This is a genomic window from Rodentibacter trehalosifermentans, from assembly GCF_002000545.1.
In the GTDB taxonomy this organism is placed as follows: Bacteria; Pseudomonadota; Gammaproteobacteria; order Enterobacterales; family Pasteurellaceae; genus Rodentibacter; species Rodentibacter trehalosifermentans.
This window is the reverse complement of sequence record NZ_MLHL01000006.1, coordinates 87,664-100,647: the sequence shown is the minus strand read 5'-3', so window position 1 is coordinate 100,647 and position 12,984 is coordinate 87,664. Positions and strand designations below refer to the sequence as shown.

Below are 12,984 nucleotides of genomic sequence, written 5' to 3'. Positions count from 1 at the left end.
GTCAAATTTGCCCGCACTTTCAGAAAGTAAAAAGGATTAAGCAGCAAGACGCGTTTCTTGATTGAATTTATCAATCAAATATTGCGTTGCTTCCCGTGCCTGTGATGAGGCACGAAAAATCGCTTTTTTATCAGATTTCAATGCTTGAATCCAATGATCGATATACGCCGCATTTTGCGAAATGTTATTGCAAACATTCATATGCGCACAAGTAAATGCGCTGGTCAGTTCAGCAATTAATTCTTCAAAGGCGTAACGTTCAGAACCAAATTTATCAAAATTGACAATCCCCTCTCGATTCAACCGGTCTTTATGCCCGGTTGCGTGGCCACATTCATGTAGTAATGTGGCATAGTAATCATCGGCAGAGTGAAACTTTTCAAAATCCGGCATCACAATGCAATCCCGTTTTGGCATATAACAAGCCCTGTCTTGTGCTTTGTTATATAGCGGAATCCCCATTTTAGCAGGTAACACGTCTAAATCCGGGCGTGGGCTCATCTCTGATGAAGTTTCCGGTGCCGGAAAATCTTCATAGTATTCTTCTAGCCCATCACACTGCTCAATATTGAACACATGATGACCGCGAATGAACACTGAAGATTTCATTTTCGGTTCACCGTTTTCATCGAAGATAACATTGCCGGAATCATCTTTTTCTTCAAACAGATTTTGTTTGTAGAAGATGATGACGGTACTTTTCTCACCGGTTCGGACTTGCCCACCTAGATGGTTTGCCCCCTGGAAGGTTACCCACTTGCGTTGGGTAAAACCTTTCCGGATTGCACTCATCCATAGCAGTAAGACATTAATACCGGAATATTGACGTCCACTTTCACCGTTACATGGAATAGCCATTTGTGGCCAACCGCTATCCCAAGGTTTCTGCCAAGGCATCGTACCTTGTTCTAGGCCTTCCACAATTTGATCAGTGATTTGTTGGTATAAATCTTTAGGTTGAGTTTGTTTTTTCATGGCTGTTCTCCAAAATAAAGGGAACAGCCTCCCGATGGGAACTGTTCCCATCAGGGTAAAAATTCGCCCGAACTTAAAAAGTGCGGTCAAAATTCGTTATGAATAAAGGTTAATCCGATTCTTTTTCTTGAAGGTCATTTAATGCTATATAAAAATTATTGAGCACAGAAATACTCTCCGTATCCAAAAAACTTGCACCATAATTGACCTTATTTAAAAAAGCCTATTTGAGTTCAATACTTGCTTTAAGCAACGTTTCGAGTTGTTCATTTCGAGTCGTCATTGTATTCTCCTACTGCTAGTATGAAAAAAGCCTCTATCCCTCCATATAGCGGGATCAAAGGCTTTAGTAAAAAGTACAAAAATTAAATCAAGTATGATTTAATGCCTACTTATCAGCTTTACCCTCTTACCGTTAAAATATTGCTACCTTGACGATATAGCGAGACTGTAAAAAAGTGAAATTGCTGCCCATACTCATTTGGAATCGAGAAAGCAAAACGTGCAACGTCACTACCTTCATCTCTTGATTCCCAAGCAAGACGAGCCTGTTCAGAAAATTCATTTATAAATGATGAATTACGATGAGGTTGCATCTTTGCACTTTTAAACAAATCCAGGCAAGAATGATGGAGTGAAATTTTCATTTGTATTTCCCCTAAAGGATATGAGGAAATACATTTCCTTGAGGAAATCTATTTCCTCTAAGGAAAAACCGAAAGGTTAATGAATTAACGAATGAAGAACCAATATCCCATCATCGACATACCGATAGCAACCCCTATCAATAACATCATGATTGCAAATTTGATTCTGCTCCGTTTAAGACGTAAACATTCCTGCTCATGCTCAATTTCACGTGAATGATACATTGCTTCAAAGTGTTCACCTTGTTCATGAAGACGTCTTTCAACATCATCCTCAATACTTTGATGAATACTTTGAGATACGCCTGAAATTTTATGACGTGCAGAAACAACAACCTTACCCAGTAACCGCCCTAAAAAATTTGATTTAGGTTTTGGTTCGGAAAATGGATTAAAGGTTTCAATAGATGGTGAATTGTTCATAATGAACTCCTGGTCAAAGAAGTCCAAAGAGAAGACGCGTCCTATTAGGAATCGCGCTCCCTAATGGACGGTTAAAATGAGTATAAAATGCATTCCTGCCAACGGCAGAGTCCTTTTCAGAATGCTGAGGATCATTTTTGAATCCTATTCACCGCAGTGAATACACAACCTTTTAGATTCCGGTTGCCTTCTTTGCTACCAACGATAGCGAAAGTTAATGCTGATTATCAGTATTTTATTTTTTGCTTCAATTTTTAATTAAATTTTTCTCAAGGAGAATTTAATTCTCCTTATTTTGAATAGAGTTTCCCGTTTCTTTTTTTGATTAAAATTCTTAACTTTACCCTACCTAAAACCACATTCAATCGCTTAATCCTATGCGAAAAAATATTCTTTTTCTGCTGACTTTATCTTTTACGATGAGTACATCGGCTTCTTTACCTGCTCATATTGAGGTAAATGCTTATACCACAAGTTATTACCCAATCAAGAATCGTCAATTAGCCACACATGTTTACCATCTCGATCAAGTCGAACTGCTCGAAGAACAGCTCAGTCATCATTTGAGTACAAATCCTCAAATTGCTGAAACTCAAATTCGGCAAAAAATGCAATCTTCAGCATGGAAACAAACAGAACAAGCCCTGGCTGAGGCTTATATCGGTGTGACAGAGGGTTGGAAAAACGGTATCACTAAAGTCCCAGCCATCTTATTTACCCATCCTGAGACCGGACAAAGTGCGGTTATTTATGGCGAAACAGATATCGCCAAAGCACTTCAATTTTACCAACAACATGAAAATAGATAAGCGCAATGAAAAAACGATATTCATCATTAGTTATATATGGATTAGCCTCTACTATCGCCGGTGTAAGCCTTCCGCCAATCTCTTACGCTATAGAAGGCAGCTCAATTGATACGGCAACCATTGCCTCATCCTCCGCTTCGCCAAATTGTGCGGACTATAAGGTTGTGGGAATGTGCTATTGGCTTTTTTGTACTCAGTTCGGCTGTAAAGTACGCACTTCAACAAAAGTACATCATTTTATCCCTGAAATGGTTGTTTCAACCTATAACCATGATAATCAAAGTCCTTGGACTGAAATGAAAATGCTGAATCAAGGTGCAAAAGGCGGCGGCTATCAATCTCTGACACAGGGAAAATATACTCAGCTTACTTTTAAAAATGCGGAAGCAATCGGGCATCCCGGCGGGTTATTTTTAAACATGATTAGCTCTATGGGGTATTCCTGCGAAAGCCAAACAACACCTTATGTTCCATACTTTCTAAGTGCACTCGATTACTTTGCTTGGCGTTATAACATGCCGGAAATGTTTTATCCGGAAGCACTTACGCCCGGTATGAGAGAAGTGAGTAAAAGCGGGGATATGTGGGGAAACCTCTTCCCACGTGGCGGTTATGTTTCACAAGTTCACGACTACAAAGCCTCTGCAGTTGTTGCGCAACGTATCGCAGATATCGTAAGCCGTGATGGACAATTACACGTTTATCTCCCGGCAACAGCAAAACAACGTGATGGTTATTGGCCACCGAAAGAAGTTAAAGAAGGCAATAAAAAGACACATAAATGGCAAATGTTAAGCCCTAAAACACAAAATACTTGTGCCATATTTCCCGACGGTTTTACAACTGATGCTTATGGTGACAAGTTATCTAATCAAGAAAGCTACAGCTGGGCATTATGGCGACCTTATGCTTGCTGTAAACGACGTGGACAAACTTTTTTAGGTAGTGTTGATTGGATGAGTTATTAATTATTAAGGAACTAACCTATGAAAATGAAATTAACCCCTATTGCTTTTAGTTTATTTCTCGGTGTACTCAGCTCAAGCTCAAATGTGGTATACGCAACAGGCTACGCTCAAGGTTCGGTATTATCCGATAAAGTGTTCTATCAAATTGGCGGAGGATCAGCCATCATGCCGCCCCCTTCTAAAAAAAGAATGCATGAATATTCTGTTGGACTTGGATGGAAAACAAACCTGATGTGCGGTAATTTTGATATGAAAACGACCGTAAAAAACCAATTAAACGGTATTACAGAAGGTTTCAAAGATCTTTATAGCAACGTGATTGAATCGGCTACCGGTGCGGTTGCAAGCCTTCCGGCAATGATCATCCAGCGGGCTAACCCTCAACTTTACGATATTCTCTCAAATGGGTTGTATCAAGCAAAAATCGACTTTGATTCATTAAAAACAAGCTGCGAAGAAATGTCGAGTAAGCTTGCCGATCATGTCATGGATAATAAATGGTTGGAGTTCGCAAAACTCGAGAACTACAAAAATATCGTGTCGTCCGAAACGGATGCCAAAAAAGCGAAGAAAAAATCAGAACAGGAACTTGGTAAAAAAGGACAAACTTGGATTGGCGGAGAAAAGAAAGGAGGAGAAGGTCAAGATCGTATTGAAGTCCTAAAAGATGTAGTTAAAGCCGGTTTTAATATCATGCAAGGTCGGAGCGTATTAGATAAAACCAAAGTACCGGAAACACAATGTGATGGTATGCTCTGCACAGAATGGAATTCGCCTGAACAAGCGGCTGAATGGGTGCGTGATGTATTGGGGGATAAATCGCTCTCAACCTGTGAAAGCTGCGGTACCCCACCTACCTCGACAAAAGCCGGTACAGGATTAGCCCCTAAAATTGAAGATGAAACCGTCAATGTAATGACTCATTTCCAAGGTGTATTAAATAGTGACAATATTACCGGTGCACAATTAGCTAATATTAGTTCAACAACGATGCCAATTACACGTAGCCTGGTTGAATCCCTTCGAGAAGATCCGGATGTGGTTGTACTTGCAACCCGACTCTCTCAAGAAGTCGCTATTTCAAGAACCATTGAAAAAGCACTTGTTGCCCGCCGAATGATTCTTGCCGGTATGCGAGAGCCGAATGTGAGTGCAAATACGCTTGCCCAGGAAGAATTAATGGCGAATTTGACCGCACTTGATCGTGAGATTGAACAGGTCAAATTGGAAATGGATATTCAAAAATCTCTTACTAATAACACGGCAATGGCCATCTTAAATAACCGAATCAATGACACACAAAGTGCGGTTGAAAGTAATAGTTCGGACGATTCGGATAGTAAATTCAGAAATCTGACTAAAGAAGACGGCGCAAATAACATCAATAATCGCAATGGCCGCAATTTCAATGCCAAAGATAAAGAAATTGTTCTCCCTATACCTGACCGTACCTCCGGGGGTTTAGGCAACATTAACGGCCGTTATAACGGAACCGGCTCATTAGCCAATACGGGAAATATCTCATCAGGGAGCTATAATCGTGTTCCGGCCATCACCGGAAATGCACTAGAACAAGCGACAGGACTTCTTAAACATTTTGAAGGGTATCGCGATAACGCCTACTGGGATGTGAATGCACACCGAGTCGGCTATGGTTCTGATACTATTACCAAAGCGGATGGTACTGTCGTTCGAGTGACGGAAGGCATGAAAATTGATCGTGCAGATGCAGAGCGTGATTTAGCCCGTCGCACCCAAGAATTTGCCAATACAGCACGACGCAATGTCACCCCTGATGTCTGGAATAAACTCACACCAAATGCACAGGCTGCATTGACTTCTTATGCGTATAATTATGGTCATGTGACACAAGATGTTGCAGAAGCAGCAAGACGTTCGGTACAATCAGGCAACATGAATGATTTAGCCAATGCCGTAAGAAATCGTCAAACAAACAATAATGGTGTCAACGCACGCCGCCGTAATCAAGAAGCCGACTACATTTTAGGATTATAGAAGGAGTAATTATGAAAAAACTACTAGCTATCACTGCTCTCAGTGTATTTACCCTCCCTGCTTTTGCAGCCGACAATACGATTTTCTCTTGCAATACCCAAAATGGTACGCCGGTGAAAATTATTAAAGTCGGTAATGATTACGAATTCACTTATGGAAAAACGACCTTTAAAAACCCAGCGAAACAAGTGCTATCAAGTGAAAATTCTTACATTGCCACCGGTTCCAGTTTTATCACAAGTTCATTAGAGCTAAAAAACAATGGTATGCGCTATGTGGTTGAATTTGTACAGCCACGTGGCTCAAAATCAGTAGAAGAGCCAACGCTTTATGTGTTTAAAGGAGATAAAATGGACACTGTTTCCTGTAAAACAAATGGCTTAGTACATAACTTTGAACAACGTAGTATGACCACTTCTCCTTAACTCTCGAAGTGAATCGCTCCCTGATAAAATAAGCGGTAACTATCCGCTTATTTTTTTAGTTGAAATTATTTCCATAAAATAAATGTATGACAATAGTAAAATTTACAATTCAGATTAACCAAGAGATTCATTCACGACTAAAACAAGCTGCATCTATTGAAGGGTGTAATCTGAGTGACTTTATTATCAATTCTGCATTATCTGTCGCGAAAAAGACGGTTGAGCAGAATGATATACTTCATTTGACCATCAATGATCAAATGCTGTTTGCAACCTCATTAATAGAGCCTCCTGACCTAAATCTAACGATGAAAGAGGCTTTACATCTAAGTGATGAACTTCTAAGAGAATAGTTTTTTTGCTAACAACCAATTATCAAATGATAATTTGATAATAAAATTTAAGCATGATACTATGACCCCATAAAGTTAAGGAGTATTATAAATTATGGTTGCTATTACAACAGTATCATCAAAGAAAAAAGTAAGACTAAATTTTGAAGTCTCTGAATTGCGTAAAAAGCAGATAAAAACCTATACATCACTCAAAGGTATTTCGATTAAAGATTTTTTTGATGAATTTTTAAATAGTAAATTTGGGGTTGAGCAAGAAGCTACGTTAGAAAACAATGGGACTTTAACCGCTATGCAACCTCTTACACCCAAAGAAGAGCAATTCTTTAATAACGAAGAAAAATATTGGGATAATCATCCACAATCTAAGCAAACTATGAGTATGGCAGAATTAGAAAATGTCGCACACCAAGTCATAAAAGGTGGCGAACTCAGTAAGCTGCTTGACATGGAAAATATGATTGAACATGATTAACATTGGTTTCCAAAATAATTTGGTTAAATTTATTTATCATTCTGTTTTAAGTATAGAAAGCAAGCAAAAGCTTGACGAACAGCTCTCAGATCCGATAAATTCAACTTATAGAAAAAATAAAACTATCGTAAAAGTATTCTTAAAACGAAAACCACAGCAAGTATTGGCATACCTAAGATTTGAAAGTGGTAAATTTGTTATTAAAGGATACAAATTTGGAAAAAGTGATTATTTGACGGGAAGGAAAAAATCTCACTTTAAAACAGTAGAAAGTATTTTTCTCATTGACAAAGAAGAGCGAGAAAAACGTTATTAATTGATAATGTGGAGGGGCTATGAAATTTCCTCGAAAAAGACAAATTTGGCGGTACTATCTTCTTGCATACTACACGATTAAATACTTGATTTATCGTTTTAAAAAATGGCAGCATCCTAAACCTCTAAAAGTTGTTTATGGTGTGATAGTTGCTTCTATTGTTCTTATAGCTTTATATTTTTCTTTTATTATTGCTGTATTTGCGTTTATTTTAGGATTAGCATTTCTGGTACTCAAATTCGCAGGTTACAGAAACTTTGAGTCATATTACTTCAATGTGTATTACCACTATAATAAAAATAATTAGCTAAAATAACACTAAATGAAAATAAGCCACTTAAGAACAAGTGGCTTATTTTCTTATTTTCTAATTTCGTTTATTCCTTTATCAACTCCCTTCTGAGTTTGTTGATTTACAGTACTATTACCGCTTTTAGATATTGCGCCGGCCAACTCCCCACCGACTTTTAATCCCGCCCAAGACATCATACCAAACCAAAGTGCGGGTAAAATAAAGAACATTGTTGCAATCACCAATTTCACAATCAAACCGTCTTTTTCATTAAGTATTCCGGAAAAATTCCAGTTCAATGCCGCTTCACGCCAAGTTTCTGAACTTGAATATGTATTGCTGTTATACAATGTATCAATCAGCCAGGTATCTAACCACCGTGCAAGCTCCCACCAGAAAGATAGAAAGAAGAGACCAAATTGAACGAAAGTTAATGTCATCATCACTTTTACACTATATAACCCCATAATCATCACAATAGGCATAGCAATAATGATTGCGAGAGATAGAAGCCCTTGTACCATAGGTAATGCTTCTCGCATTGCATCAAACCCGGGTAATGCCGCCACATCAGCTACCGCAATACCCGCAGCAGAAATTGTGCCGGCAAGTGCATTTTTAACCCATTGCACCGGCGCATATTCCCCACCAGCACCAACAATATTTCCGCCATAACCTTGATAAATAGGTTCACCGCCCGAAACATAGAGATTTGATGGACGAACTACACTCCGAACAATCGTTTCTACCCCACTATTGTAAAGCTCAGAAGAAATTGCTTTTCTAAGTTGTAAAAAGATATCATCATCCACCGTATCAATAATTCGTTGACGTAATCCGACATTAGGATCGGCCCACCAAACTTTGCAGCTCGGATACCCACCGTTGCCGGTATTGGGTAAAGCATCATCTCGAGGCAGTTCATATGCCCAAAATGGTTGAGGTGTTTTGGCTCTATATATGTCATAAAAACCGGGAGTATTCACTAAAAGACTTGAACCAATCCAATCTAAATCTCGAGATTGCGCCTCATCTAAGTCAATTTTTTGGCGTCTAATCTTTGCTCTTGAAGGTAAAAAACAGTCTTCAGCAAATTGTTGAATTTCCTGACGCAACACCGGGCTTTTAATTCGAGTATGCTGAACATCAAAACGTAATTGACGTAAATCCGGTTTACAAGGAATAGTAGCGACAGCCCCATGGGTAAAACCTTTCCCCGCAGTATAAATAAATGCCCACCAAAGCGGTAAAGAGGCACTTTGCCCGGCTAATTCGGATGAAAGTCCTTTCATACCTAAATCTGTTGGCTTACGTACCGTATAACCGCATTCTTTCATTCTCGCCGTATCAAACTGCAGCGTGTTATAAGAGACATTAAAAAGGGGTAAACAGGTAAAGACCATAACGATAAAGCTACCATAAACCGCATTTTCCAACCAAGCGGCAAGTAACTTCCCTTTATTTCCTTCATCGTCACCTTGTTCACGTGCTTTGGCAAATAAACGAATGAGGTGAGCGAGAAAAGGAATTGCGAATGCACCGGTATCAACCATCAAATCCCAAATACCATTACTAATAATCCAACCAAGTAATGTTAAAAAATATTCATAATAGCTATCGACCGTTAAATTGATGAACATATTGATTTACCCACGATATAGATTAAACAGCTCGACTGTTCCAAATAAAATCACCATCGCACGAATAAGACGCTTATAAGCAATCCTATCCTCTTCATTTTTCGCTAGGCGATAAATTCGATAGAGATAATACGCACAAACGGCATAAATCACCCCTCGAATACCTAACCATATAAAGCGATGGCTACGGATATTGGAAAGAAGTGCTAACACACCTTCGCTATGGTTCATAGAAAAGGCGGCAAATCCTATAAAAAGTGCCAGGGTGACGAATAAAATGAATAGCCATTTCACCGCACTTTTTATCCAAGAGGAGGATTTGATTGTTTTTTTATCACTCATGGTATTCCTTATTAGTCCCCGGTTCTTGGTTATTTTTCACAGCATTATCCACAGATTTTGTGGATAGCTCAAATTTCAATAATTCGATAAACCAATAACAATCTGCGGTATCAACCACATACAGATAAATACGAAGCGCATTTTCTGCAATAGCCGGATATTCGGTATAACCTGCGATGACAAAAGTAAATGTCAACTTTCCCTGTTCACCAATCAATGTGACTTTAACGTAATTCGTCTGACTGACTCGATAGGGATGAATGAAAAGATCTTGTAACCCCCCCACTTTTTTTCTGCAATGCGCTAATAAGGCATTAATTTGACTTAAATGAGGCTCAACTAATGTCTCTTTTAATACCTGAATATCCGTTTGATAGGCGGATAATTGAAAAATAGTTTTAGATTTAGCTAGCATAAATACCTCTTGCTTTATCAATGTTTTCGGCGACTTTTAAAGCAGCATCCAATTCTGAAATGCCGTATTCTTTCATGATATCGGCACGTTCTTTTTTCTCTTCAGGTTCGGTCATCGCTAAAGCTAAATACAAACTAGGCGGTACAACCCTAAAAAGGGCTTCCATTTTTGTGGCAAGAACGACCCCTTCAGTGTATTTGCGATTCTCTTTTTTTGTTGAAAGTAATAAAAACTGCTGTTCCGGTGTCAGGTCTTTAAAGCGACTTACCTGCTCTACTTCATCTTTTTCTAAACAAAGCAGCTCCCACCATTCAATCATAGAAAGTAATTTCGCCGCATCATTTGGAAAGTCCTTCATATTTTGCGTGGCGAGCCACAGCCAAATCCCTAATTTACGCCACATTTTCCCCGCTTTAGCTTTATAACGGGCAAGCATAGCATTGACGGTGATGATATGGGCTTCATCTGTTGCATTCACGATTGGGCGACCGGAGAATTGATATTTCTCACCGAGGTTATTGATATGGTTAATTAAGGAAATATAAGCAATAGATAACTGTGCTTCATACCCCTCACGGGCAAGCGTTGCCAAATCGACCAAGGTCACATCTGCTTCGGGCCAAATCTCCCCTTCTCGATTAAATAATTCAGCATCAAAACTCCCCGGTTGACAAAACAACCCGATTGCTTCTCCCATATCGTAAGCACGTTCACGCCGTCTTTCCGGCAAATTCTCATCTTTACTTAATGTATAAAAGGCATCTCGAATATCTTGCGTGAGCGTTGTTCTTCCTTCTGCGACGGTCGTTTCTGCAGCCAAGATAATCGCTTTACGAATCATTGCTTCATCGGCACGTGTCATATTCTCGTCTTCTTTGACTTTTCCTCCGGTAATCATAATGCGCGCAATCATCTCCATTTCGCCCAAAATATCACGTTGTGCATCGCCTTCTTCAGCCTCATCATCGTTTTCCAGATCGCTCTCTTTAAATGCCGGCAAGTCACCTTCAGGGGACAATACTTGTTCAGATAACTCACGTTGTTTTTGTTGGATTTCCGGATCGGCAACTAATTTATTGCAATCGGCAAACAATGGGAGAGAAACCCCTGCACCGGGTTTTAAGGAGACCTTATTTACAGTGATACCATAGCGTTGAAAATATTCACAAATCAGCCCAAAAGAGTTACCGGCTTCGATAATAAATAATCGAGGACGGTAAATGGCCATCAGCTGGGCAAATTTGCCGTTCAAGGTAGCCGACTTCCCCGCCCCCGTCGGGCCAAGGATCAAACAATGGCCACTCTTAGCTCGGTCATCTTTATTTAATGGGTCAAAATCCAGTGGTGCACCACCTCGATTGAAATAGGTAATACCTGGGTGACGCGTGCCAATTGAACGACCTAATACCGGCATTAAATTGGCAAGGTGTTGCACAAAATTAAATTTCGTATAAAGACGTTTAGCATCATCTTCCGGATTAAAACACATTGGGAGCCAGCGTAAATACGTGCTTAATGGTGCGATTTCATTGCCTTCACGTATCGGCACTAAACCGGTACTTTGTAAAATTGAGCGTAACTTACGGCTCCGGCGTTTTAATTCGGTTTTATCATCCGCACGTAAATAAAACGCGAGAGAGGAAAGATATAGCTTATGTTTATCTTTGATATAACGTTTGACTTCTTCACAGTCTAACTTGGTATATTTTGATTCGGTATTATCACCAAGTGCATTGTTACTGATGGCCACCAAATGATTTTCCAGTAAATCTTGAGGGTAAATAACAACGGTCATTGCCATCACCGAATTTTCCGGTAACAAGTCAAATAACGCATTAATGTTATCCCCACGCTTTACTTCACCGGTTAAATGCCCAACCTCCGGTGCTCGGCGTAATGAATCGACAACCACGACTTCATGAGGAATATCATCAAAATACCAGTAGTGTTCTTCCGTACGGGGAGATTTCACTAATAAGGTTTCCGCAAAGTCATTGGCTAAATACAAATCACCCGGGTCATCAGTCTGTTTTTGCGTATAGCCACAAGACCGATAAAATGCTTCTTTATCATCAAATAAGTCCGGTTTTGGATTAAACCAACGTAATAGCCATTGGTGTACTGCGTGACCATCTAAGCGTTTTGCCGTAATTCCGGCACTCAATAATGCGTTGGTTGCATTTTCACAAGTCGCATCTAAATCCTCAATCGCCATATCCAGCTCATAGTTGCTTTCCACATAGCGATAAATAACCATACGTGTGCGACGTTGTTTCCCACGCCACATCGTACCGGTTACTGCCTTGTCTTCAAATAATCCTTCCTCTTTAGAAACATCTTTAAGATGCTTGGTCATAATTTTGAGCCATTGCTCTGAAAACTCACTACCTTGCGCATCAGGACGAATATAACTACGTAAAATATCAACATAATCCATCGAGACTTCATCATCTTGGCAATAAAATTGGACAACCCAAGGATGATGATCAAGTTCGTCAAAACTGTCTTGAATCGCATGACAAACCTTTGTACGCACTTCATCTAAATAGCTTTTAGAACGCCCTTCCGTACCAAGTGCATTTAATTCAAATATTGCCCCCACAGAACGACCATCTTCTAATAACAGGATTTTTCGATCGTCTAAATATTCCACATAAGGTATCTTATCGACAAAAGAGGACATGGGATGATATTGCTTTAAATGTTCGGCCACTGTGTAGTCGCCTTGACGTTTGATAAAGACCGGTACACTTTCTATCACCTCGTCCTGATCTTGCGTGATGGCATCTACCGGTTCAACCAATTCAGTATTGCCTTGAACGACATGGCGCTTCACCGGACGTCGGGAGGATTTTGATGATTTAAAAAGATTGAGCATCTCAATTCCT

Annotated in this window: 14 protein-coding genes; 7 read left to right on the top strand and 7 right to left on the bottom strand. The window is 39.6% G+C overall.

Annotated features, from left to right (window positions below; translation table 11 throughout):
* Window positions 1-36 precede the first annotated feature (36 nt).
* The 3 genes from BKK52_RS01310 to BKK52_RS01300 all read right to left on the bottom strand — a co-directional run bounded on the left by BKK52_RS01310 (window position 37) and on the right by BKK52_RS01300 (window position 2,045).
* Entirely contained in the window at window positions 37-975 is a 939-nt protein-coding gene (locus BKK52_RS01310) for an ArdC family protein (RefSeq protein WP_077477622.1), read from the bottom strand.
* Between the two features lie 401 nt (window positions 976-1,376).
* Complete coding sequence (locus tag BKK52_RS01305) at window positions 1,377-1,622, bottom strand: hypothetical protein (protein WP_077474510.1); 246 nt, start codon at window positions 1,620-1,622, stop codon at window positions 1,377-1,379.
* Window positions 1,623-1,706: 84 nt separating this feature from the next.
* Window positions 1,707-2,045: a hypothetical protein gene (locus tag BKK52_RS01300; protein WP_077477620.1), complete on the bottom strand. Its 339-nt coding sequence runs from the start codon at window positions 2,043-2,045 to the stop codon at window positions 1,707-1,709.
* 377 nt (window positions 2,046-2,422) lie between these two features.
* Between BKK52_RS01300 and BKK52_RS01295 the strand changes: the two genes are divergently transcribed.
* The 7 genes from BKK52_RS01295 (at window position 2,423) to BKK52_RS01265 (ending at window position 7,407) form a co-directional block, all read left to right on the top strand.
* Entirely contained in the window at window positions 2,423-2,854 is a 432-nt protein-coding gene (locus tag BKK52_RS01295; RefSeq protein WP_244160204.1) for a TIGR03757 family integrating conjugative element protein, read from the top strand.
* A gap of 5 nt (window positions 2,855-2,859) precedes the next feature.
* Entirely contained in the window at window positions 2,860-3,822 is a 963-nt protein-coding gene (locus tag BKK52_RS01290; RefSeq protein ID WP_077477618.1) for a TIGR03756 family integrating conjugative element protein, read from the top strand.
* An 18-nt stretch (window positions 3,823-3,840) separates the two neighbouring features.
* Window positions 3,841-5,838 (top strand): integrating conjugative element protein, encoded by a 1,998-nt coding sequence (locus tag BKK52_RS01285; RefSeq protein ID WP_077477616.1) that lies wholly within the window; start codon window positions 3,841-3,843, stop codon window positions 5,836-5,838.
* Window positions 5,839-5,849: 11 nt separating this feature from the next.
* Window positions 5,850-6,263: a hypothetical protein gene (locus BKK52_RS01280; protein WP_077477614.1), complete on the top strand. Its 414-nt coding sequence runs from the start codon at window positions 5,850-5,852 to the stop codon at window positions 6,261-6,263.
* Between the two features lie 86 nt (window positions 6,264-6,349).
* Entirely contained in the window at window positions 6,350-6,616 is a 267-nt protein-coding gene (locus BKK52_RS01275) for a type II toxin-antitoxin system TacA family antitoxin (protein WP_077477612.1), read from the top strand.
* Between the two features lie 94 nt (window positions 6,617-6,710).
* Window positions 6,711-7,091: a hypothetical protein gene (locus BKK52_RS01270; RefSeq protein ID WP_077477610.1), complete on the top strand. Its 381-nt coding sequence runs from the start codon at window positions 6,711-6,713 to the stop codon at window positions 7,089-7,091.
* Window positions 7,084-7,407 (top strand): hypothetical protein, encoded by a 324-nt coding sequence (locus BKK52_RS01265; protein WP_077477608.1) that lies wholly within the window; start codon window positions 7,084-7,086, stop codon window positions 7,405-7,407. The genes BKK52_RS01270 and BKK52_RS01265 overlap by 8 nt, the downstream gene beginning before the upstream one ends.
* 360 nt (window positions 7,408-7,767) lie before the next feature.
* Here BKK52_RS01265 and BKK52_RS01255 read toward each other — a convergent pair whose 3' ends face one another.
* The 4 genes from BKK52_RS01255 to BKK52_RS01240 are packed head-to-tail and all read right to left on the bottom strand — an operon-like array spanning window position 7,768 to window position 12,974.
* A complete protein-coding gene (locus BKK52_RS01255) occupies window positions 7,768-9,339 on the bottom strand; it encodes a conjugal transfer protein TraG N-terminal domain-containing protein (RefSeq protein WP_077477604.1) in 1,572 nt (523 codons plus the stop codon).
* A gap of 6 nt (window positions 9,340-9,345) precedes the next feature.
* Window positions 9,346-9,681, bottom strand: a complete 336-nt coding sequence (locus BKK52_RS01250) for a hypothetical protein (protein WP_077477603.1) — start codon at window positions 9,679-9,681, stop codon at window positions 9,346-9,348.
* Window positions 9,674-10,096, bottom strand: a complete 423-nt coding sequence (locus BKK52_RS01245; protein ID WP_077477602.1) for a hypothetical protein — start codon at window positions 10,094-10,096, stop codon at window positions 9,674-9,676. The genes BKK52_RS01250 and BKK52_RS01245 overlap by 8 nt, the downstream gene beginning before the upstream one ends.
* Complete coding sequence (locus tag BKK52_RS01240; protein WP_077477600.1) at window positions 10,086-12,974, bottom strand: conjugative transfer ATPase; 2,889 nt, start codon at window positions 12,972-12,974, stop codon at window positions 10,086-10,088. The genes BKK52_RS01245 and BKK52_RS01240 overlap by 11 nt, the downstream gene beginning before the upstream one ends.
* Between the last annotated feature and the right edge of the window lie 10 nt (window positions 12,975-12,984).

What these genes read in the sequence shown, in the direction of transcription:
- BKK52_RS01310 (WP_077477622.1), bottom strand. Translation starts at nt 975, where the DNA reads ATGAAAAAACAAACTCAACCTAAAGATTTATACCAACAAATCACTGAT.
- BKK52_RS01305 (WP_077474510.1), bottom strand. Translation starts at nt 1,622, where the DNA reads ATGAAAATTTCACTCCATCATTCTTGCCTGGATTTGTTTAAAAGTGCA.
- BKK52_RS01300 (WP_077477620.1), bottom strand. Translation starts at nt 2,045, where the DNA reads ATGAACAATTCACCATCTATTGAAACCTTTAATCCATTTTCCGAACCA.
- BKK52_RS01295 (WP_244160204.1), top strand. Translation starts at nt 2,423, where the DNA reads ATGCGAAAAAATATTCTTTTTCTGCTGACTTTATCTTTTACGATGAGT.
- BKK52_RS01290 (WP_077477618.1), top strand. Translation starts at nt 2,860, where the DNA reads ATGAAAAAACGATATTCATCATTAGTTATATATGGATTAGCCTCTACT.
- BKK52_RS01285 (WP_077477616.1), top strand. Translation starts at nt 3,841, where the DNA reads ATGAAAATGAAATTAACCCCTATTGCTTTTAGTTTATTTCTCGGTGTA.
- BKK52_RS01280 (WP_077477614.1), top strand. Translation starts at nt 5,850, where the DNA reads ATGAAAAAACTACTAGCTATCACTGCTCTCAGTGTATTTACCCTCCCT.
- BKK52_RS01275 (WP_077477612.1), top strand. Translation starts at nt 6,350, where the DNA reads ATGACAATAGTAAAATTTACAATTCAGATTAACCAAGAGATTCATTCA.
- BKK52_RS01270 (WP_077477610.1), top strand. Translation starts at nt 6,711, where the DNA reads ATGGTTGCTATTACAACAGTATCATCAAAGAAAAAAGTAAGACTAAAT.
- BKK52_RS01265 (WP_077477608.1), top strand. Translation starts at nt 7,084, where the DNA reads ATGATTAACATTGGTTTCCAAAATAATTTGGTTAAATTTATTTATCAT.
- BKK52_RS01255 (WP_077477604.1), bottom strand. Translation starts at nt 9,339, where the DNA reads ATGTTCATCAATTTAACGGTCGATAGCTATTATGAATATTTTTTAACA.
- BKK52_RS01250 (WP_077477603.1), bottom strand. Translation starts at nt 9,681, where the DNA reads ATGAGTGATAAAAAAACAATCAAATCCTCCTCTTGGATAAAAAGTGCG.
- BKK52_RS01245 (WP_077477602.1), bottom strand. Translation starts at nt 10,096, where the DNA reads ATGCTAGCTAAATCTAAAACTATTTTTCAATTATCCGCCTATCAAACG.
- BKK52_RS01240 (WP_077477600.1), bottom strand. Translation starts at nt 12,974, where the DNA reads ATGCTCAATCTTTTTAAATCATCAAAATCCTCCCGACGTCCGGTGAAG.